The organism is Rhizobacter sp., assembly GCA_019635355.1.
Lineage (GTDB): Bacteria > Pseudomonadota > Gammaproteobacteria > Burkholderiales > Burkholderiaceae_C > Rhizobacter.
Genome location: JAHBZQ010000001.1, coordinates 2,827,883 through 2,847,997, shown reverse-complemented (window position 1 = coordinate 2,847,997; position 20,115 = coordinate 2,827,883). Strand labels below are relative to the sequence as shown.

Sequence of the window (20,115 nt, the reverse complement as noted above, 5' to 3'; positions counted from 1 at the left end):
CAGTGCTGACATGACCTCACCCGACGTCGCCCCCCTCGACCACAGTTCCGCCGGCAAACCGCCGCGGGCCGCCGCCACGCTGGTGGTGGTGCGCGACACCCTCGGCGGCCTCGAAGTGCTGCTCCTGTGCCGCGCCGAACGGGGCGACCACAACAGCGGCGCGTGGGTCTTCCCGGGCGGCACGGTCGACAAGACCGATGCGCAGTGGCGCAGCCTCTGCGACGGCCCCGACGACGCAGCCCTGAGCGCGCAGCTCGCGTTGCCCGAAGGCGGGCTCGACTACGCCATCACCGCCATCCGCGAGTGCTTCGAAGAGTGCGGCCTGCTCTTCGCGCGGCGAGGTGGCGAGCCTGTGGGCGACGTGCAGCATCTGTTCGACTGGCGCGACCCGCTCAACCGAGGCGAGCGCACGCTGGGCGAGTTCTGCGCGGCTGAAGGCCTCCGGCTGGCGGTCGACGAGCTCGCGTACTTCAGCCACTGGCTCACGCCCCTTGGCCGCGCCAAGCGCTACGACACCCGCTTCTTCGTCGCCGTGGCGCCGGCCGGCCAGACCGCCTTGCACGACGGCAGCGAGATGGTCGGCATGCACTGGCTGCGCCCGGCCGATGCGCTCGCCCGCAGCGATTCGCTCAAGCTCATGGGGCCGACCCGCGCCACGCTCACCGCGCTCGGCGCGTTCGACACCACCGAGGCGCTGATGGCCTATGCGCGTGGCCCGCGCACCGTGAGCCTCATCAACCCGCGCATCGGCGCCGGCAGCCAGGGCCTGCGCCCGGTGATGCCGCACGAATACGCGTGGGCCGAGATGGGCCGCATCGACCCGCTGGGCCACGGCACCGCGTCTTACGAGATCGTGCCGGGGCGCGCGGTGAAGCTCTCGCCGCATGTGATCCGCGTGACCGCGCCCAACCCCAGCGTGATGACCGGGCCCGGCACCAACACCTACCTGGTGGGCGGCGGGGCGAGCAACGAATGGGCCGTGGTCGACCCCGGCCCCGACCTGCCCGAGCATGTGGAAGCGGTGCTGCGCGCGGCGCCGGGGCCCATCCGCTTCATCCTTGCCACGCACACGCACCACGACCACTCGCCCGCGGCCGTGCCGCTGAAGCAGCACACCCACGCGCCGGTGATGGGGCGCGTGGCGCTGCACCCGCACAAGCAAGACGGTACGTTCGCTCCCGACCGTGTGCTCGAACACGGCGAGCGCCTGGCCATCGCGCCCGGTGTGACGCTGCGCGTGCTGCACACGCCGGGCCATGCGTCCAACCACCTGTGCTACCTGCTCGAAGAAGAGAAGACCCTCTTCACCGGCGACCACCTCATGCAAGCCAGCACCGTCGTCATCAACCCGCCCGATGGCGACATGGCCGAGTACCTGCACACCTTGCGCGCGCTGCTCGACGAAGACATCGAGTGGCTCGCCCCGGGGCATGGCTTCCTGATGGCGCAGCCGCACAAGGCGGTGCAGGGCGTGATCGAGCACCGGCTCAAGCGCGAAGCGAAGGTCGTGACGGCCTTGCGCGCGCACGGGCCGGCCACGCTGGAGCAGCTGCTGCCGCACGCGTATGACGACGTCGACCCCCGCATGCTGCCGGTGGCGGCGCGCTCGCTGCTGGCGCACCTCGACAAGCTGCGCAGCGACGGCGTGGCCCGCGACACCGCCGGCGCCTGGGCCCTGGTTCAGCGCTGAACCCAGCCCCCGCACACCGGGAACACCTGCCCCACGAAGCAGTTGGCGGCGTCGCTGCACAGGTAGGCGGCGAACTCGGCGTCTTCGCGGGCGCTGACCAGCCGGCCGAGCGGCACTTCGCGCTTCAGGCGCTCCTGGAAGCGCGGGTCGGCCTGCACCTCGGGTGGAAAGTAGGTCGGGTTCTCGACGAAGTTTTGCGCGATGGCGTTGACCTGCACGTTGTGCGGCGCCACTTCCACGCCCACCGCCTGCACGTAGGCGAGCTGCGCGCCGCGTGCGGCGCTGTAGGTCGACGTGCGCTTCATCCCGCGCAGGGCCGACGAGCTGCCCATCACCAGCACCTTGCCGGAGCGCCGCGCGATCATCTGCGGCAGCACCGCGCGCACCAGGCGCGGCAGCGGGTCGACGAGTGCGGCGAAGGTGTCGCGCCACTCGTCGTCGCCCACATCCTTGGCGGCGGTGCTGGGTGCGGGGTGGGCCAGGTTGACGAGCAGCACGTCGAGCTCGCCGGCCGAGGCCACCACGGCGGCCGGCGCCTGCGGGTCGCGCATCGGGTCGACGCTTTCGATCACCGTGGCACCGTGCGCGCGGAACACCTCGCACAGCGTCGGCCCCATGAACCCGTCGGCGTGGGTGACGAGGATGCGCTTGCCGTGCAGAAGCGGCGCGCTCATGAAGCTTCGCGTGCGGCGGCCGCGCCGCGCTCCACGTTGACCGGCAGCAGCAGCAACAGGCCGCCGATGAAGAAGAGCGCCGTCGACAGGATGGCCAGCCGGTGGTTGCCGGCGGTGGCCACGGTCACGAGGCCGTAGGTCACCGGGCCGAGGATGGCGGCCAGGCGCACCGCGAAGGTCCACAGCCCGTAGAACTCGGCGCGCTGCGCCTCGGGGGCGAAGAGGCCGGCGATGGCGCGGCCGGCCGACTGGCTGGAGCCCATGCACAGCCCGGCGATCACCGCGGCCACCCAGAACGGCCCCGGCGTGGTGGCCACGATGGCCAGCACCGTCATCACCACCCAGCCCACCAGCGTGACGGCGAGCGCGCGCTTGTGGCCGATGCGGTCTTGCCAGTAGCCGAAGCCGAAGGCGCCGAGGGCGGCGGCGATGTTGACGAGGAAGACCAGCATCATGGTCTGCGCCTGCTTGAAGCCCAGCACCTGCTCGGCATACACCGCGGCCAGCGCGATCACCACCGCGATGCCGGCCTGGTAGCACACGGCGCAGGTGAGCAGCCACGAGAAGTCGCGGTACAGGCGGGCACGCCGGAAGGTGGCCGCCAGGCGCTGCAGCGAGGCGGTGATGCCCGCCGTGTGCGCGACCTGCGGCTGCGGCACGGCGCGCTCGCGCAGCAAGGCGAAGGTGGCGACCGAGGCCACGCCGTAGACGCCGGCGGTGATGAGCATGGTGACCGGCACGAACGAGGTGGCCGGCTCGCCGCGTGCCTGCGCCGCGAGCACGTAGGCGAGGCTCAGGCCAAGCGACAACATGCCGCCGAAGTAGCCGAAGCTCCAGCCCCAGCCTGACACCCGGCCCATCGCCTCGCGGCGCGCGAGTTCGGGCAGGAAGGCGGCGGTGAGCGCTTCACCAAAAGAGAAGAAGGTGTTCGACAGCACCACCGCCGCCACCGCCCAGGCCACGTCGCCGCGGTCGGAGAACGCGAGCATCGTGGTCGAGGCCACGCACAACACGGTGGTCACGGCCAGCAGCTTCTTCTTGTTGGCACGCAGGTCGGCGTAGGCGCCCAGCGCCGGCATCACCAGCATCACGATCACGCTCGACGCGGCGAGTGCCAGCGTCCACGCGAGCGTGCCCCAGGGGGCGCCGTTGGCCACCACGCCGACGAAGTAGGCGTTGAAGACGGCCGTCAACACGACGGTGGTGTAGCCCGAGTTGGCGAAGTCGTACATCGCCCAGCCGAAGACCTCGCGCTTGCGCACGCCGTCGTTGAGGGCATCTTGGGGGAAGAAGGCCATGCGGGCTCCAGTGGTGGGAGCCCGAGTGTGCCGGGGGATGCGTGACAGCGCATCCGGGGCGACGCGGCCTGGATGCCGCGTGTGGCGGTGCCGCGTCAGGCGCAGCCTGTCGGCTCAGCGCGTGACGTTGAACGGCTTGCCCGTGCGCGGCTTGCGGCGGCGCTCGACGAAGCGCGGCTCGGGCTCGGTGTTCATCGCCTGCATCAGGTCGGCAGCGACCTCGGCACCGCTGGTGAACTGCACGGCGCCGCGCCGCGGGGCTGCGGCGGGCGTGGCCGGCTTGGCGGCCGTGGCGGTCGTGGCAGGGCGAGGGCCGGAGGCGGAATCCTGGAACAGCTCGCGGGGCAGGAAGAGGTCGCTCATGGTGCAGCTCGCTGGCGATGGTGTGTCGCCACTGTCGCCGGCCACTGTCACCCGTGTGTTTCAGCGCCGGGGGCGCTGTGTTTCATTGGTTGCGTGTCAGCGCAGCGGCCGGCGCAGCGCGATGTGCCCACCCGCCACCGCCGCCGGCACGCTCACCAGGAAGGCGAGGGCGTCGAACCAGAACGGCGCCTGGCCACCCATCAGGAGCCCGAGCAGGATGCCCAGCACGCCGACCGCCAGCGCGTTGAAGTAGGGGTGGCTGCGCGCCACCCGCGCCGCGACGAAACCGCCGAAGACGGTGGTGGCGGTGCCCCAGAGCAGCGAGGCGAAGATGAAGCCGTCGGTGCGCGTGATGGCCTCGATGGCGGCCTGCGTCTCTTCGGGTGTCATCTGCGCGGTGACCTGCAGGCCGAAGCTCACGACGAGTGCCACGCCGCCCACCACATCGAGGGCAAGCGAGAGCAGCATGGCGATGATGATCGCCTTGGGGTCGAAGCGGGTCATGGGGGCCGGAGCATAGCCGGCCCGCGGGGTCGTCGCGTGCTCAGGCCGCCGTCTTGGCGTTCTCGCGCTCCTGCAGCTCGCGCCACTGCACCTTGCCCGTGCCCGACTTGGGCAGCGCGTCGACGAACTCCACGATGCGCGGGCTCTTGTAGGCCGCCATGTTGTCGTGGCCCCACTTCACGATCTCGTCCTCGGTGACCTGGCCCTTGTGGCTCGGCTTGAGCACGATGAAGGCCTTGACCGTCTCGCCGCGCTTCGCGTCTTTCGCCGCGATGATGCAGGCCTCTTGAATCGCCGGGTGCTGGTACAGCAGGGCCTCCACTTCGGCCGGCCAGACCTTGAAGCCGCTCGCATTGATCATGCGCTTCAGGCGGTCGACGAAGAAGAAGTAGCCCTCGTCGTCGGTCTGCCCGAGGTCGCCGGTGCGCAGGAAGCGCTTGCCGTCGAGCTCGACGAAGGCATCGCGGGTGGCGTCTGGGTTCTTCCAGTAGCCGAGCATCACCTGTGGGCCGCTGACGATGATCTCGCCCGTCTCGCCCGGGGGCAGCTCCTGGAGCGTGCTGGGGTCGACCACCCGCGCGTCGACGTCGAAGGCGGGGATGCCCAGGCACTGTTTCTTCGAGCGGTCGGGCGGGTTCAGGTGGGTGGCGGCGAGCGTTTCCGACATGCCGTAGCCCTCGCCGTATTTCAGGCCGAGTTTGTTTTCCAGGATGTCGGCCACGGCCTTGGGCATGGCGGCACCGCCGCCGCCGATGCGGCGCAGGCTGGAAAGGTCGTACTGGTCGAGCTTGGGGTTGGAGACGAAGTCGACCACCATGGCGGTGATGAGGCCGAGGCCGGTGACGCGGTAGCGCTGGATGCACTCGGCCGCGGCATCGCGGTCCCAGCGCGGCAGCAGCACGACGGTGGAGCCACCGTAGATCACCGCATTCATGTTGCCCTGCATGCCGGTCACGTGGAAGAGCGGCAGCACCGCCATCGACACCGTGCCCTGGTTGCTCTGGCCCCACACGCCGCCCGACACCGTGTTGTACATGGCGGTGCGGTGCGTGTGCATGCAGCCCTTGGGGTGGCCGGTGGTGCCCGAGGTGTAGGGCATCACGCAGAGATCATCGGGGCCGGCGGTGAGCGGGCCGGGCTTCAGGCCCCGGGCGATCGCATCGGCCCACGGCGTGACACCCTTGTCGGCGATGGGCGCGCGCGGTGCGGCCACGAAGTCGGGCACGGCGAGCGTGGTCTTCTCGCGCAGGTAGTCGCTGTAGGTGCCGACGATCACGTGCTCGAGCGTGTGTTCGTCGCCCCCCGGCTGCAGCAGCGGCTTGAGGCGCGGGAAGAGCTCCTGCGTGGTGATCGCGACCTTGGCGTCGGCATCGCTCACGTAGTGCTTGAGTTCACCCGTGAGGTTCATCGGGTTGACCGGCACCACCACCGCGTTGGCGCGCAGGATGGCGTAGTAGCCGATCATGAACTGCGGGCTGTTCTGGGTGTAGAGCAGCACGCGGTCGCCCTTCTTCACGCCGCACACTTGCTCCAGATAGGCCGCGAGTGTTTCCGTTTCCTGCTTGAACTGCGAGAAGGTGAAGGGCGTGTCGTAGAAGATGAAGAAGGGCTTCTTCGGAAAGCGCGCCGCCGAGACTTCCACGTTGAAGTAGAGGTTGGTCTCGGGGACGTAGAGATGGCGAGGCGCGTGCTCGGGCCAGAAAGCGAAGTGACGGTCAGACATGTTGCAGCGCCTCGGTTCAGGCTAGTGGATCAGGCTTTTACTTTGGGTGCCATGTACTTGGCAAGTTCCGACTTGCCGATGGCGTTGAGGTGCACTTCGTCGGGCCCGTCGGCAAAGCGGATGGTGCGTGCACTGGTGTACGCCGCGGCGAGTGGCGTGTCTTGCGAGACACCGGCGCCACCGTGGATCTGGATCGCCCAGTCGATGACCTGGCAGGCCATCTGCGGGGCCACGACCTTGATCATCGCGATCTCGTTGCGGGCGCCCTTGTTGCCCTTGGTGTCCATCGCGAACGCGGCGTTCATCGTGAGCAGGCGGGCCTGGTCGATGAGGATGCGTGAGTGTGCAATGCGCTCGCGCCACACACCCTGGTCCGACAGCAGCTTCCCGAAAGGTTTGCGCACCAATGCACGCTTGCACATGAGTTCGAGCGCACGCTCGGCGCCGCCGATCAAGCGCATGCAGTGGTGGATGCGGCCCGGGCCGAGGCGGCCTTGCGCGATCTCGAAGCCGCGGCCTTCGCCGAGCAGCAGGTGGTCGGCCGGCACACGCACGTTGGTGAAGCTGATCTCGGCGTGGCCGTGCGGCGCGTGGTCATAGCCGTAGACCGACAGCCAGCGCTCGACCTTCACGCCCGGCGTGTCCATCGGCACGATGATCATCGACTGCTGCTTGTGCGGGCTCGGGTCGTCGACCGTGCCGGTCTTGCCCATGAAGATCAGCACCTTGCAGCGCGGGTCGGGCGCGCCGGAGGTCCACCACTTGCGGCCGTTGATCACGTAGTGGTCGCCGTCGCGCACGATGCGCGACTGGATCTGCGTGGCATCAGACGACGGCACATCGGGCTCGGTCATCGCGAAGCCGGAGCGGATCTCGCCCGCCAGCAGCGGCTTCAACCACTTCTCCTTGTGCTCAGGCGTGCCGTAACGCTCGAGCAGCTCCATGTTGCCGGTGTCGGGCGCCGAGCAGTTCATGGCCTCGCTCGTGAGCGGGTAGCGGCCCATGATCTCGCACAGCGGCGCGTACTCGAGGTTGGTGAGGCCGGCGCCGTGCTGCGAGGCGGGCAGGAACATGTTCCACAGGCCAGCGGCCTTGGCCTTCGCCTTCAGCCCATCCATCACCTCGTGCGTGGGGTTCCACTGGTTGCCCTTCGCGCGGTTGGCTTCCATCTCCTTGCGGAAGAGCGGCTCGGCCGGAACGACGTTCTCGGTCACGAATTTCATGAGCCGCTCTTGCCATTCGAGCATCTTCGGGGTGGGGGCGAAGTTCATCCAGGGTCTCCTTTTGTAGTGAGTGTGACCCTAGCCTACGAACATACTTGTTTTTCTGCAAGCCAGGGTTCTCACCGGGGAACTACGCCATACCGAGACAGAGATCGGGCCCCGTTCTGCCCCTCGGATCAGCGCCCGAGGATGACGCCGCCGTCGACGACCAAGGTGTGGCCCAGCACGTAGTCGCCGGCACGCGAAGCCAAGAAGATCGCGGCACCCGCCATGTCTTCGTCGCTGCCGATGCGGCGGGCCGGAATGCGTGCGGCCACCGCTTCTTCATGGTCGCGCGCGGCGCGGTTCATTTCCGACGCAAACGCGCCCGGGGCGATGGCCGTCGTCACGATGTGATGCTGGATCAAGTGCGTGGCCATGCGCTTGGTGAGGTGAATCAGGCCGGCCTTGCTGGCGGCATACGAATACGTCTCCAGCGGGTTGACGGCGATGCCGTCGATCGAGGCCACGTTGATCACCTTCGAAGGCTTGCCGGCCGTCGCGCCCTTGGCGAGCAGCGGCTTCAGCGCCTGCGTCAGGAAGAAGGGCGACTTCATGTTGAGGTTGACGACTTTGTCCCAGCCGCTCTCGGGGAACTCGTCGAAATCGGCGCCCCAGGCGGCACCGGCGTTGTTGACGAGGATGTCGAGCTGGCTCTCGTGCTGGCCGTAGGCGGCGACCACGCCTTGGATGCCGGCCATGCTCGACACGTCGGCCGGCAGCGAGACGCAGGTGCCGAGGGCCGAGAGCTCTTTCGCGGTGGCGTCGCACTGGTCGGCCTTGCGCGCCGAGATGTAGACCTTCGCGCCTTGCGACAGGAAACCTTCCGCGATCATGCGGCCGATGCCGCGCGAGCCGCCGGTGATGAGGGCGGTGCGGCCCTTCAGCGAGAAGAGTTGGGTGGTGTTCATGCGCTGTCTCCTGGGCTGTGGAATGAAGCCCGGGAGACTAGCGAGTGCGGCGTGCGAAGTCAGTCGCTTCGGTGTCAACCCTGCGCGGCGAATTGCGGGGCGGGCTCGGGCGGCGACCAGCGCAGCGGCAGCGCCTGCGCACGCCACCAGCCGTGTTGCACGGTGATGCGGATGGCGCGCAGCTCGCCGTCCCACAGCGCTTGCGCGTCGCCGGTGAGCTGCAGCAGGTGGCCGGCGTGGTAGTCGATGAAGAGCAGGCCGGCGCGTGGGTTCACCACGAGGTTGCCGAGCGTGTTGAAGAAACGGTTGCCGGCGTAGTCGGGGATGGTGAGCACGGTGTGGCCGTCGTGCGTGCCGCCGTGGGTTTCGATGTGCACGAAGCCGGGCGGGCCGCCGCGGTGCGACACGTCCACGCCCTCTGCGCCAGCGTGCGCGCGTGGCGTGCGCGAGGCGGTGGCGATGAAGAGCGTGTCGGCATGGCGCACGAGTTCGAGCGCGTCGTCGCCGAGCCGCGGGCCTTCGGCGCGCGCTGCGGCCGGTGCGCGATCGACCGTGCGCGGTGTGCGGGCCTGGATGTACTTGGGGCAGTTGCCGAAGCTCTGGTCGACCTCCACGGTGAAGCCGTCGCCATCGAGCGCGACCACGCTGCCGTTCATGCGGTTGCGGCGGCGCGTGTGCGGCTCCAGGCCGAGCAGGCCGAGAGGCGTGTCGAGCGCGGGTTGCCAGGGGTCGTCTGGCGACGGCTTCGCGGCGATGCGCAGGTGGCGCTCGTCGGGTGCGGTGATGAAGCCGGGCTCGCCGTGCAGCACCGAGGCCCAGGGCCGCCCCTGGGCGTCGAGGCTGCCGACGAAGAGCGTGGGCAGCTTGCCGAAGAGCTCGCGGTGCTGCTCGGGCATCCAGGTGCGCACCACTTCGCCCATCACCTCGCCCATGCGTTCGTCGACGCCGAGACGTCGCTGGACCGCGGCTTCGCCTGCGTGACGCATGGCGGGCCTCAGGCGAGCGCCTTCTGGCGCACCATCGAGACGTAGCCCGGCAGTGCCTCGATGCGTGCCAGCCACGCCCGCAGGTTCGGATACGGCTCGAGCGACACGCCGCCCTCGGGCGCGTGCGAGGTGTAGCTGTAGAGCGCGAGGTCGGCGATGGTGGGGTGCGCAGCGGCGAGGAAGGGTGAGGTGGCCAGGTGCGCGTCCATGCGTTGGAAGAGCTGCGCCGCGATCTCGCCACAGCGCTCGTCTCGCGGCCGGCCGAAGAGCACGTTGACGCGCGCGTTGCCGGGCCCGTTGACCAGCGGCCCGGCAGCGACCGACAGCCAGCGCTGCACGCGTGCCGCGCCGACCGGGTCGCGCGGTAGCCACTGGCCGCTGTCGTCGTAGCGCAGGGCGAGGTAGGTGAGGATGGCGTTGCTGTCGGCGAGCGTGACGTCGCCGTCCTGGATCACCGGCACCTGGCCGAAGAGGTTGAGCGCGAGGAACTCGGGGCGCTTCTGGGCGCCCGTCGTCAGGTCGACCAGCGTCTCTTCGAACGGCAGCTTGAGCAGCGAGAGAAAGAGCTTCACGCGGTGCGCGTGGCCGGAGAGCGGATGCTGGTAGAGGCGGATCGGGGTCATGGGAGTCCTCGTGGTGGGATGCCCGGCATGGTGCTCACATCGCCGCCGCGGCGGAATCACCGCGCCGTGCATTTGATAATTCCGCGCAGCGAAAGGAATCGATGGACAAGCTCGAAGGCATGCGCATCTTCGTGGCGGTGGCCGATGCGAAGGGCTTCGCGCCCGCCGCGCGCCAGCTCGGGCTCTCGGCCCCGGCCGTCACGCGCGCGGTGGCGGCGCTCGAGGCGCGCATCGGCACGCAGCTCCTGCGCCGCAGCACCCGCCAGGTGGCGCTCACCGAGGCGGGAGCGCGCTTCCATGCCGATTGCCGGCGCATCCTGGCCGAGGTCGACGAGGCGGAGTCGTCGGCGAGTGGTGCCCACAGCGTGCCGCAGGGGCTCTTGTCGATCACCGCGCCGGTGATCTTCGGGCGGCTGCACGTGGCGCCCGTGCTGCAGGACTTCCTCGGCCTGCACCCCGGTGTGAATGCCCGCAGCGTCTACACCGACCAGATCGTGCACCTGCTCGACGAAGGCCTCGACGTGGCACTGCGCATCGCCCACCTGCCCGATTCGGGCCTGGTCGCGGTGCGGGTCGGCGAGGTGCGGCGGGTGGTGGTGGCCTCGCCGCAGTACCTCGCCGAGCACGGCGTGCCCCGCACGCCGCAAGACGTGTCGCAGCACCGCGGCATCGGCTTTTCGCAGCATGGCTCGGTGGCCGCGCCGTGGGTCTTCCATCCACCGGGCCGTTCGCGCGGCGAGGGCGAGGTGGCGCACCCGCAGCTGCGCCACGTGACGAACGCAGGCGACGCGTCGATCGGCGGCGCGCTCGCCAGCCAGGGCCTGGCGCGGGCGCTGTCGTACCAGGTGGCCGAGCACGTGCTGGCCGGCCGCCTGCACATCGTGATGGCCGACCACGAGCCGCCGCCGATCCCCGTGCAACTGGTCTATGTGGAAGGCCGCCGGGCCGCGGCGAAGGTGCGTGCTTTCGTCGATTACGCCGCCGAGCGGTTGCGTGCCGAGCCGGTGCTCAACGGCTCGTTGCCGTGGCCCGCGCCGCCGTGAGACGAAAAAAAGCCCGGGGCAGGCCCCGGGCTTCGAGCTGGACGAACCGAAGAACGGATCAGTCTGCCGGACTGGTCATCGCGCAGTTGCGGATGCCATAGATGTCCAGCGCCAGCTTGGCGGTGTTGCGCGCCGTGATGCCCCAGATGGTCTCTTGCGGGTTGAGGCCCAGGCTGGTGGGGAACACCGACGCGTCGTGCACCGACAGATTGGTGATCTGGTGGTGACGCCCGTTCGGGTTGACCACGCCCTTGGTCGGGTCGGCCGACATGCCGCAGCCGCCCATCTGGTGCGCCGAGTTCAGGCGCACGCGGCCGCTGACCATCGGCAGCGCATCCGCCGCGGCCTGGAACGAGGCGTTGTCGGTGTAGCCCGCCGTGGCGGCATCGATGTGGCCGATGAAGACGCGCTGTGCGCCGGCCGCGAAGTGCACCGCACCCTGCGACTTGATCGACTGACGGATCGACTCGAGCACCGAGGTGCTGAGCGGGTAGTCGAGGCCCGGCGAGCCATCGGCGCGCAGGACCACGGTGCCGCCCACGCTGTCGCTCATGAAGCCGTCGCGCACGAAGGAGATCGTGACGCCGTACTTGTTGAAGTTCTTCATGAGCGAGGCGTGCTGCTCGCCGAAGTAGGTCGGGCCACCGGCCACCAGCACCGGGTGCAGCGGCGCCACTTCCAACTTGTAGCCCGGCGTGCCGGTGAGCGGCACGTTGTCGAGGTAGTGGTCGGAGTAGATCGACTGCGGCAGGCCGGAATGGGCTGCGATGTCGTTGTTGTAGAAGCCACCCACCGAAGCGCTCGGGTGCAGGAAGGTGCGCTTGCCCAGCGTGCCGTGCGGATCGGGCGCGCCCGAACGCATCAGCAGCGCGGGGCCGTTGATGGCGCTGGTCGCCTGAACGTAGTGGCGCGCCTTGATCGTGACCTTACGGCCGCTCGGCTTCAGGCCCGACGGGTCGAGCGCGTCGCAGACGATGCCGGTGATGGCCGTCTTGGCGGTGTTGAAGGTGTAGTTCTGGGCACGCAGGCGGGTGTACATCGTCGCACCCAGTGCCATCGCGACCGGCAGCGAGGTCACGAGCATCGACTGCTTGGCGTTGATCGGGCAACCCAGGCCGCAGTAGCCGAGCGCGGCGCAGCCCCGCACGTTGGGCGAAATGATGCCCCACGAGAGGCCGAGGCGCGACAGGCCGGTCGACAGGATGCTGTTGTTGGCGTTGATCTGGCCGGTCCAGGGCTTGATGCCCAGGCGCTTCTCGACCGCGGCGAACCACGGGTCCATCTTGGCCTTGGTGTAGTCGGTCAGGCCGTAGACACGCTGCCAGTGCTCGAGCACCTGCGGCGCCGTGCGGAAGCTGGTCGCCCAGTTGACGGTGGTGCCGCCGCCGACGGTGCGGCCTTGCAGGATGCCGACGCCGCCATCGATGGTGCGGCGTGCCAGGTTCTCCTGGTACATCGCCGGATAGGCTTCCGACTCCTTCATGTTGAAGTCGCTCGACGACTTCAGCGGGCCTTCTTCGATCAGCACGACCTTGAGGCCGCTCGCTGCGAGCATTTCGGCGGTGAGGCCACCGCCCGCGCCGGTGCCGATGATGGCCACGTCGAAGGTGACGGTGCGGTCAGCGGTCAGGGTGGAGGCGTCGATGACCTTCCAGCCGGCGCGCTTGCCGACGACCCACGGGTCGGTGGGTTTCTTGGTCGGGATGGGAATGACTTGAGGAATGGGCATGTTGGCGTGCCTCTCAGTTGAATTTCGGGGGGCCGGCGTAACCGATGGCAGGCCAGTTGGTGGGGTTCGAATAGAACGCGTTGGGGATCAGGCCCATCAACGCGCTGAAGATCGAACGCTGGCTCGCGACCTGGCTCACGCGCAGGCCGTCCAGCAGAGCGGCCAGCAGCGTGGCGGGCATGGCTTCCCAGGTGGCAGGGAAGGCCGCGTTGAAGATCTGCGGGCCGCCCTTCAAGGTGTTGAACAGGCCGACGATGCCGGCCTGGTTGAGCGGGGGGTAGTTGCTGACGATCTCGCCGGCGCGCTGGGCGCAGAGGGTGATCGCGGCGGTGCGGGCGGTCGGATCGGTCGGCAGCGCGCTGTTGCCGAGGATCACCGGCACCCAGACACGCACGATGGCGAGCGACGCTGCATCGAGCGCCGAAACAGGCGGAATGACCTGCGCCTGGGCAGGGTTCAGGACCGCGCCCCCTCCCAGCGCAAGCGCTGTACCACCGGCCACCCCTGTGGCCAGCAGATCTCTTCGTTTCATCATGGCTTGTTCTCTCCTTGGTGTTCACGCGTCAGGTAAATGCACGCTCGTGCAAATGTGAGCCAAAGAAATGACGAAACGGTGAGGGAAAACGCCAGTTCCAGCCTCGAGTGATGGAGAAATAAGACATATGTCCTAAAAAACTGTGTAAGCGATCGCAATAAGGCGATCGTGCGCGGGCCTGTGGGGGTAGGCCCGAGGGGTGGCTCAACCGAGGCGCGCGCCGCTCTCCGCCGCGTCTGCCGCAACCCACATCACCTGGTTGCGCCCGCGGCGCTTGGCGTCGAGCAGGCGGTCGTCGGCGACCTTGAGCAGGCGCTCGACCGACTCGCCGCCGCTCAGGGCATCGGCCAGCGAGTCGGCCACGCCGGCGGAGAAGGTGTTGGCCGCGAGCGAGCCCGTCTCGAAATGGAAGGCGCGCCGCCGCCAGGCCTGCAGCAGCTTGAGCACCTTGCGCTGCGCCAGCTCGGCCGAGCTGCCGGGCATCAGCAGGCAGAACTCCTCGCCGCCGAAGCGGAAGGCGAGGTCGGCCTGCCGCGTGTTCTCGTTCAGCAGCGCGCCGAACGCGGCCAGCAGGGTGTCGCCCGCCACGTGGCCATGCCGGTCGTTGACCGCCTTGAAGTGGTCGAGGTCGATGATGGCCACGGCGAGCGGCTGGCCTTCCCGCTGCGCGAAGGCCAGCATCTGCGGCATCACGTCGTTGAGGTGGCGGCGGTTGAAGAGGCCGGTGAGGAAATCGCGCGTGGCCTGCCGCTCCAGGCGCGACTTGAGGGCTTCCACCTCGTCGATCTTCTGCGAGAGCTGCTGGTTGATGGCCTCCAGCTCGGCGCGCGCTTTCTCGGTGGCGCGGCGGCGCGCTTCGGTCTCGTCGAGGTGCTGCTGCAGGCGGCGCAGCTCGGTCTGCAGCGAGGCCGCCTGGTAGCGCGCCCGCGAGGCCTGGTGACCGCGCGCCACGTGGCAGCGTTGCCACGCGCGCAGGGCGGCCAGCGCCGGCTCGGGCTGGCCGAGCTGCTGGCAGGTGTCGGCCAGGGCCGCGTGGTAGAGGCAGCGCACCCGCAGGCTCAGGCCGGCGTCGGCCTGGTGCAGCAGGGGCCCGGCGGCCTGCAGGTGCTGCACGGCGTCGGCGAGTTTCCCGTCGGCCCGCAACACCTCGGCTTCGGCCACCACCAGCGTGAGCGCTTCGTCGGGCACCTCGACCTCGGGGCAATTGCCGCGGGCGCGCCCCGCGAGGTCGCGGCCCAGCGCCAGGTCGCCGGCACGCAGGGCCGCGAGCGCCATCGTCTCGAAGTGGGCGTTGGTCGGGCCGCGGCCGGTCTCGTCGGCGGGCAGCTCGAGCAGCTGCTTCACGTCGGGCAGCGCTTCGGGCGCGCGGTCCAGGCCCATGAGGCAGATGATGCGGTTGATGAGCAGCACGCTCAGCAGGCGCGGGTTGCGCAGCTGGTGGCTGCGCGCGATGCCTTGTTCGACGTAGGCGAGCGCCTGGTGGAAGTCGCCGAGCTGGATCAGCTCGTGCGCGAGGTTGCAGTACAGCACCACCTCGAAGCCGCTGCTGCGCGTGGGCTTCGCTTCGTGCAGCGCCTGGTACATGTAGGCGAAGGCCTGCTCCGATTCGCCGAGCGACGAGTAGCAGCCGGCGATCACGTTGAGCAGCATGCCCAGCTCGTCGCGCTTGAGCACCTGCAGGCCTTCGGCGCGCAGCGGGAGGATGCGCGCCAGCGACTCCTGGTACTTCGCATCGCGCCACAGGCAGCGGGCGATGCCCACTTCGGCGAGCAGGTGGCCGGGGCGGTCGTTCAAGGTGGCGAAGCAGGCCTCGGCCTGGCCGAGTTCGTGCGCGGCCGTCTGCGGCGTGGAGTACCAGATGAGGTGCAGGCCGCGCACGAGGCGGGCCCAGCCTTCGGCGAGCGTGTCGCCGTCTTCGAGTGCGCGGGCCAGGGCCTGGTCGGCCAGCGCGATGCAGCGGGTGGAGTCCTGGTACAGCAGCTTCCAGGCGCGGCGCGCCGTCGCGAGCGCCGACGAGGCGGGCAGGGGGGCGGTCTGCTGCGGCATGCGCGCGATTTTCGCTGCATTCCCTTTGCGGAACCCGGGCCGGCCCGCCCGGCGCTCAGGCCTTGAGCGCGCCTTCGGCCGCGTACTTGTAGAGCAGGTGCACCGACTGGTGGCCGACCTGTCGTTCATCGAAGCGGATGGGCAGCCCGCCGAGGTTCATCTGCTTGCCGCGCAGCGCCGCGGCGAGGGCCTGGCGTGTGGGCGCGGCCTTGGCTTTCATCTCGACCAGCGTGCGGGTGATGACGCTGCCGTACACGAAGCCTTCGAAGGCGCTGAAGGAGCGGGTGAGGGCGTCGAGGTCGCGGTCGATCATCGCGTCGCGGAAACGGCTGGCCACCTCGGTGCGCGACAAGGCCGGGTTGCTGAACGGACTGGCCACGCCGAGGCCGTTGAGGGCACGCTCGCGGCTCTCGGCGAAGGGGCGGCTGATCACCTGCGACAGCGTGCACACCGGCGCCATGTAGGCGTTGCCGCGGCCCCGCAGCTCCATCATGGTGTCGACCACCGCTTCGGTCGGCAGAAGCAGCAGCATGCTCTGCGTGCCCGGCGTGGCGACGACCTCGCGCGCGGCGGCGGCGAGCTTGTCGGCGCTGGTGGGGTCGACGGCGATGGCGCGGGCGATGCTCGCGCCCGAGGCCTGCATGTGCTTGAGCAGCTCGCGCTGGCCAGGCTCGTCGACGTAGAGCACGCCCACGCGCGGCAGGCTCATGCCGCTGAAGGTCTTGAGCACCGCGTTCAGCTCGTCGACATCGCTCGCCTTGAGGTGGAAGGCCCAAGGGTTGTCGCCACGCCGCAGCTCGGCGGCGCTCGAGCGCATGCCGATCACTGGCAGGCGCAGGCGCGCGGCCACCGGCAGGGCCGCCTGCGCATGGGCGGTGGACCAGAGGCCGCTGATCGCGACGACCTCCTGGCGGGCCAACGCCTCCACGTTGGCGGCGGCCTGCTCGGGCTTGTAGGCGTCGTCGAGTTCGATCACTTCGATGGGCTGCCCGCGCCGCTCGGCTGCGACCGCCTGTTGGAAGCCGGCGAGGAAGTCGAGGCCCACGTCGGCCGTGCCACCCCCCTGGATGGCGTTGCGCACCACGGGCGCGCCGCTCAACGGCAGCGTGAGGCCGATCTTGAGCGTGGGCTGCGCGCGCAGCCAGGCCGGTGCGGCGAGTGCGGCGCTGGCGGCCAGGGTGGTGCTGACGAAGCGGCGTCGACGGATGGCGGGCATGGGGGGTGTCTCCTCGCAGGGAAGCCAGTTGTGCCGGCTTCCTGAAATCGTTTTCAGGCGCGAGGGTAACGAGATGAGGCCAGACCGTCGACTAGGGAAATCGCGCGCGGCGGTGCGGCCTGGCGCGGCTCACATGCTGCGCCGGTATTGGCCGCCGACTTCGAAGAGTGCGCTCGTGATCTGGCCGAGCGAACACACACGCACCGCGTCCATCAGCACCTCGAAGACGTTGCGGTTGTCGATCACCGCCTGCTGCAGGCGCTTGAGCATGGCGGGCGCCTCGCTCGCATGCGTTGCGTGGAAGTCGGCGAGCCGCTTGAGCTGCGACTGCTTCTCGTCTTCGGTCGAGCGCGCGAGCTCGATGTGGGTGGGCACCGGGTCGCCATGCGGGTTGCGGAAGGTGTTGACGCCGATGATGGGGTACTCGCCGGTGTGCTTGAGCATCTCGTAGCGCATGCTCTCTTCCTGGATCTGGCCGCGCTGGTAGCCGGTCTCCATGGCGCCCAGCACGCCGCCACGTTCGGCGATGCGCTCGAATTCCTTCAGCACCGCTTCTTCGACGAGATCGGTCAGCTCGTCGATCACGAACGCGCCCTGGTTCGGGTTCTCGTTCTTCGCCAGGCCCCACTCGCGGTTGATGATGAGCTGGATGGCCATCGCGCGGCGCACGCTGTCTTCGGTGGGGGTGGTGATGGCCTCGTCGAACGCGTTGGTGTGCAGCGAGTTGCAGTTGTCGTAGATCGCGATCAGCGCCTGCAGCGTGGTGCGGATGTCGTTGAACTGGATCTCCTGCGCGTGCAGGCTGCGGCCACTCGTCTGCACGTGGTACTTGAGCTTTTGCGAGCGCTCGTTGGCGCCGTACTTGTCGCGCATGGCGACCGCCCAGATGCGGCGTGCCACCCGGCCGAGCACGGTGTACTCCGGGTCCATGCCGTTGCTGAAGAAGAACGACAGGTTGGGCGCGAAGTCGTCGATGTGCATGCCGCGCGCGAGGTAGGCCTCCACGAAGGTGAACCCGTTGCTCAGCGTGAAGGCGAGCTGCGAAATCGGGTTCGCACCCGCTTCGGCGATGTGATAACCGCTGATGCTCACCGAGTAGAAGTTGCGCACGCCGTGGTGCACGAAGTACTCGGCCACGTCGCCCATCACCTTGAGGCTGAACTCGGTGGAGAAGATGCAGGTGTTCTGGCCCTGGTCTTCCTTCAGGATGTCGGCCTGCACGGTGCCGCGCACGTTCTGCTTCACCCAGGCCACGATCTTCTGCGCTTCGTCGTCGCTCGGCTCGCGGTGGTTGTCGAACCTGAACTTCTCGAGCTGCTGGTCGATCGCGGTGTTCATGAACATCGCGAGGATCGTGGGCGCCGGGCCGTTGATCGTCATCGAGACCGAGGTGTTGGGGCTGCAGAGGTCGAAACCGCCGTAGAGCACCTTCATGTCGTCGAGCGTGGCGATGCTCACGCCCGAGTTGCCCACCTTGCCGTAGATGTCGGGCCGCAATGCCGGGTCGTGGCCATAGAGCGTGACGCTGTCGAAGGCGGTCGACAGGCGTTTCGCCGGCATGCCTTCGGAGAGCAGCTTGAAGCGCCGGTTGGTGCGGAAGGCATCACCCTCACCGGCGAACATGCGCGTCGGATCTTCGTTCTCGCGCTTGAAGGCGAAGGTGCCGGCGGTGTAGGGGAAGCTGCCCGGCACGTTGTCGAGCAGCAGCCACTTGAGCGCTTCGCCGTGGTCTTCGTATTTCGGCAGCACCACCTTGCGCACCTTGGTGCCGCTGAGCGTTGTGGTGGTGAGCGCGGTGCGGATCTCCTTGTCGCGGATCTTCACCACGTATTCGTCGCCGGCGTAGGCCTTCTGCAGATCAGGCCATTGGGCGAGCAGCTTCTTCGCGTGCGGGTCGAGCTTGGCCTCGCGCTGATCGGCGAGCGTGTGCACGGCGTTGACGGCGTTGCGCTTGTCGGGGTTGTCTTCGGTGAGCATGCGGCCGGACTCGCGCAGCTGCTGGATCTCGCGGGCGAGGCGCGATTGTTTGAGTGCGTCGGCCTTGTAGTGGCGCACCGCGTCGCTGATCTCGGCGAGGTAGCGCACACGCGCGCCGGGCACGATGGGCACCTGGTGCGTGCTGTGGCGGGTGTTGGCCCGGGGCAGCGTGCTCTGTCTTGTCTTCAGCCCCAACTCGGCCAAGCGCGGCAGCAGCGCCTGGTACAGCGCCGTCACGCCGTCGTCGTTGAAGCGGCTCGCCATCGTGCCGAACACCGGCATCTCATCGGGTGATTGGCCAAACGCCTCGCGGTTGCGCATCACCTGCTTGGCCACGTCGCGCAGTGCATCGGCCGCACCCTTGCGGTCGAACTTGTTGATGGCCACGAACTCGGCGAAGTCGAGCATGTCGATCTTCTCCAGCTGGCTCGCGGCGCCGAACTCGGGCGTCATCACGTACATCGGCACGTCGACCAGCGGCACGATGGCCGCATCGCCCTGGCCGATGCCGGACGTCTCGACGATCACGAGGTCGAAGCCGGCCACCTTGCAGGCGGCCAGCACGTCGGGCAGGGCCTGGCTGATCTCGCTGCCAAAGTCGCGCGTGGCGAGCGAGCGCATGAAGACACGCTGCCCTCCCTCCGTTCGGGCTGAGCCTGTCGAAGCCCCAGAGCCCTGCGCCGGCCCTTCGACAGGCTCAGGGCGAACGGGGGCGTGCCACGGGCCGATGGCGTTCATGCGGATGCGGTCGCCCAGCAGCGCGCCGCCGCTCTTGCGGCGTGATGGGTCGATGCTGATGAGCGCCACGCGCAGCGCATCGCCCTGGTCGAGCCGCAAGCGGCGGATCAGCTCGTCGGTGAGGCTCGACTTGCCCGCACCGCCGGTACCGGTGATGCCGAGCACGGGGATGCGGGTCTTCTTGGCCGCGTCGTGCAAGGCGGTCTTCATCGATGCCTCGGCCGCGCCGTTCTCCAGTGCCGTGATGAGTTGCGCCAGCGCCCGCCAGTTCGCTTCGCTGTGCCCCTGGATGGCAGCCAGCGAGGTGGGCGCATGCGACGACAGCGCGTGGTCGCAACGCATCACCATCTCGCCGATCATCCCCTGCAGCCCCATGCGCTGGCCGTCTTCCGGGCTGTAGATGCGCGCCACCCCGTAGCCCTGCAGCTCGGCGATCTCGCTCGGCACGATCACGCCGCCGCCCCCACCGAACACCTGGATGTGCGCGCCGCCGCGCTCGCGCAGCAGGTCCACCATGTACTTGAAGTACTCGACGTGCCCGCCCTGGTAGGAGCTGATCGCGATGCCTTGCACATCCTCTTGCAGCGCCGCCGTCACCACCTCGTCGACCGAGCGGTTGTGCCCGAGGTGGATCACTTCGGCGCCCATGCTCTGCAGGATGCGCCGCATGATGTTGATGGCGGCATCGTGCCCGTCGAAGAGGCTGGCCGCGGTGACGAAGCGCACCTTGTTCGTCGGGCGGTAATTCGCGAGCGCCTTGTGCTCGGCGGAGAGGTCGGTCATGTCTTTGTCTCCTG

Annotated in this window: 16 protein-coding genes; 2 read left to right on the top strand and 14 right to left on the bottom strand. The window is 68.9% G+C overall.

Annotated elements, in window-relative coordinates:
• Positions 1 to 10 precede the first annotated feature (10 nt).
• Complete coding sequence (locus KF892_12880; GenBank protein MBX3625905.1) at positions 11 to 1,690, top strand: MBL fold metallo-hydrolase; 1,680 nt, start codon at positions 11 to 13, stop codon at positions 1,688 to 1,690.
• Here the strand turns inward: KF892_12880 and KF892_12875 are convergent.
• The 9 genes from KF892_12875 to KF892_12835 form a co-directional block, all read right to left on the bottom strand.
• The gene (locus KF892_12875) at positions 1,681 to 2,364 is read right to left on the bottom strand and encodes an SDR family oxidoreductase (protein MBX3625904.1); all 684 of its coding nucleotides are present in this window, start codon (positions 2,362 to 2,364) and stop codon (positions 1,681 to 1,683) included. The genes KF892_12880 and KF892_12875 overlap by 10 nt on opposite strands.
• Positions 2,361 to 3,662: an MFS transporter gene (locus KF892_12870; protein MBX3625903.1), complete on the bottom strand. Its 1,302-nt coding sequence runs from the start codon at positions 3,660 to 3,662 to the stop codon at positions 2,361 to 2,363. Before KF892_12870 ends, KF892_12875 begins: the two co-directional genes overlap by 4 nt.
• A 114-nt stretch (positions 3,663 to 3,776) precedes the next feature.
• Positions 3,777 to 4,025: a hypothetical protein gene (locus KF892_12865; protein MBX3625902.1), complete on the bottom strand. Its 249-nt coding sequence runs from the start codon at positions 4,023 to 4,025 to the stop codon at positions 3,777 to 3,779.
• Between the two features lie 96 nt (positions 4,026 to 4,121).
• Positions 4,122 to 4,529, bottom strand: a complete 408-nt coding sequence (locus KF892_12860; GenBank protein MBX3625901.1) for a hypothetical protein — start codon at positions 4,527 to 4,529, stop codon at positions 4,122 to 4,124.
• Positions 4,530 to 4,569: 40 nt separating this feature from the next.
• Entirely contained in the window at positions 4,570 to 6,252 is a 1,683-nt protein-coding gene (locus KF892_12855) for a long-chain fatty acid--CoA ligase (protein MBX3625900.1), read from the bottom strand.
• 29 nt (positions 6,253 to 6,281) lie between these two features.
• A complete protein-coding gene (locus KF892_12850) occupies positions 6,282 to 7,523 on the bottom strand; it encodes an acyl-CoA dehydrogenase family protein (GenBank protein MBX3625899.1) in 1,242 nt (413 codons plus the stop codon).
• A gap of 128 nt (positions 7,524 to 7,651) precedes the next feature.
• Positions 7,652 to 8,425, bottom strand: a complete 774-nt coding sequence (locus KF892_12845; protein ID MBX3625898.1) for an SDR family oxidoreductase — start codon at positions 8,423 to 8,425, stop codon at positions 7,652 to 7,654.
• 74 nt (positions 8,426 to 8,499) lie between these two features.
• On the bottom strand, positions 8,500 to 9,411 hold the full coding sequence (locus KF892_12840) for a pyridoxamine 5'-phosphate oxidase family protein (GenBank protein ID MBX3625897.1): 912 nt from the start codon (positions 9,409 to 9,411) through the stop codon (positions 8,500 to 8,502).
• A gap of 8 nt (positions 9,412 to 9,419) precedes the next feature.
• A complete protein-coding gene (locus KF892_12835; GenBank protein ID MBX3625896.1) occupies positions 9,420 to 10,034 on the bottom strand; it encodes a glutathione S-transferase in 615 nt (204 codons plus the stop codon).
• Between the two features lie 101 nt (positions 10,035 to 10,135).
• Here KF892_12835 and KF892_12830 point away from each other — a divergent pair, with 101 nt between their 5' ends.
• On the top strand, positions 10,136 to 11,077 hold the full coding sequence (locus KF892_12830) for a LysR family transcriptional regulator (protein ID MBX3625895.1): 942 nt from the start codon (positions 10,136 to 10,138) through the stop codon (positions 11,075 to 11,077).
• A 58-nt stretch (positions 11,078 to 11,135) separates the two neighbouring features.
• On the opposite strand, the gene KF892_12825 is transcribed toward KF892_12830, so the two are convergent.
• The 5 genes from KF892_12825 to KF892_12805 all read right to left on the bottom strand — a co-directional run bounded on the left by KF892_12825 (position 11,136) and on the right by KF892_12805 (position 20,101).
• A complete protein-coding gene (locus KF892_12825; GenBank protein ID MBX3625894.1) occupies positions 11,136 to 12,806 on the bottom strand; it encodes a GMC family oxidoreductase in 1,671 nt (556 codons plus the stop codon).
• A gap of 13 nt (positions 12,807 to 12,819) precedes the next feature.
• A complete protein-coding gene (locus KF892_12820; protein MBX3625893.1) occupies positions 12,820 to 13,341 on the bottom strand; it encodes a hypothetical protein in 522 nt (173 codons plus the stop codon).
• Positions 13,342 to 13,545: 204 nt separating this feature from the next.
• On the bottom strand, positions 13,546 to 15,387 hold the full coding sequence (locus KF892_12815) for a diguanylate cyclase (GenBank protein ID MBX3625892.1): 1,842 nt from the start codon (positions 15,385 to 15,387) through the stop codon (positions 13,546 to 13,548).
• A 55-nt stretch (positions 15,388 to 15,442) separates the two neighbouring features.
• On the bottom strand, positions 15,443 to 16,603 hold the full coding sequence (locus KF892_12810; protein ID MBX3625891.1) for an ABC transporter substrate-binding protein: 1,161 nt from the start codon (positions 16,601 to 16,603) through the stop codon (positions 15,443 to 15,445).
• A gap of 129 nt (positions 16,604 to 16,732) precedes the next feature.
• On the bottom strand, positions 16,733 to 20,101 hold the full coding sequence (locus tag KF892_12805) for a methylmalonyl-CoA mutase family protein (protein MBX3625890.1): 3,369 nt from the start codon (positions 20,099 to 20,101) through the stop codon (positions 16,733 to 16,735).
• Between the last annotated feature and the right edge of the window lie 14 nt (positions 20,102 to 20,115).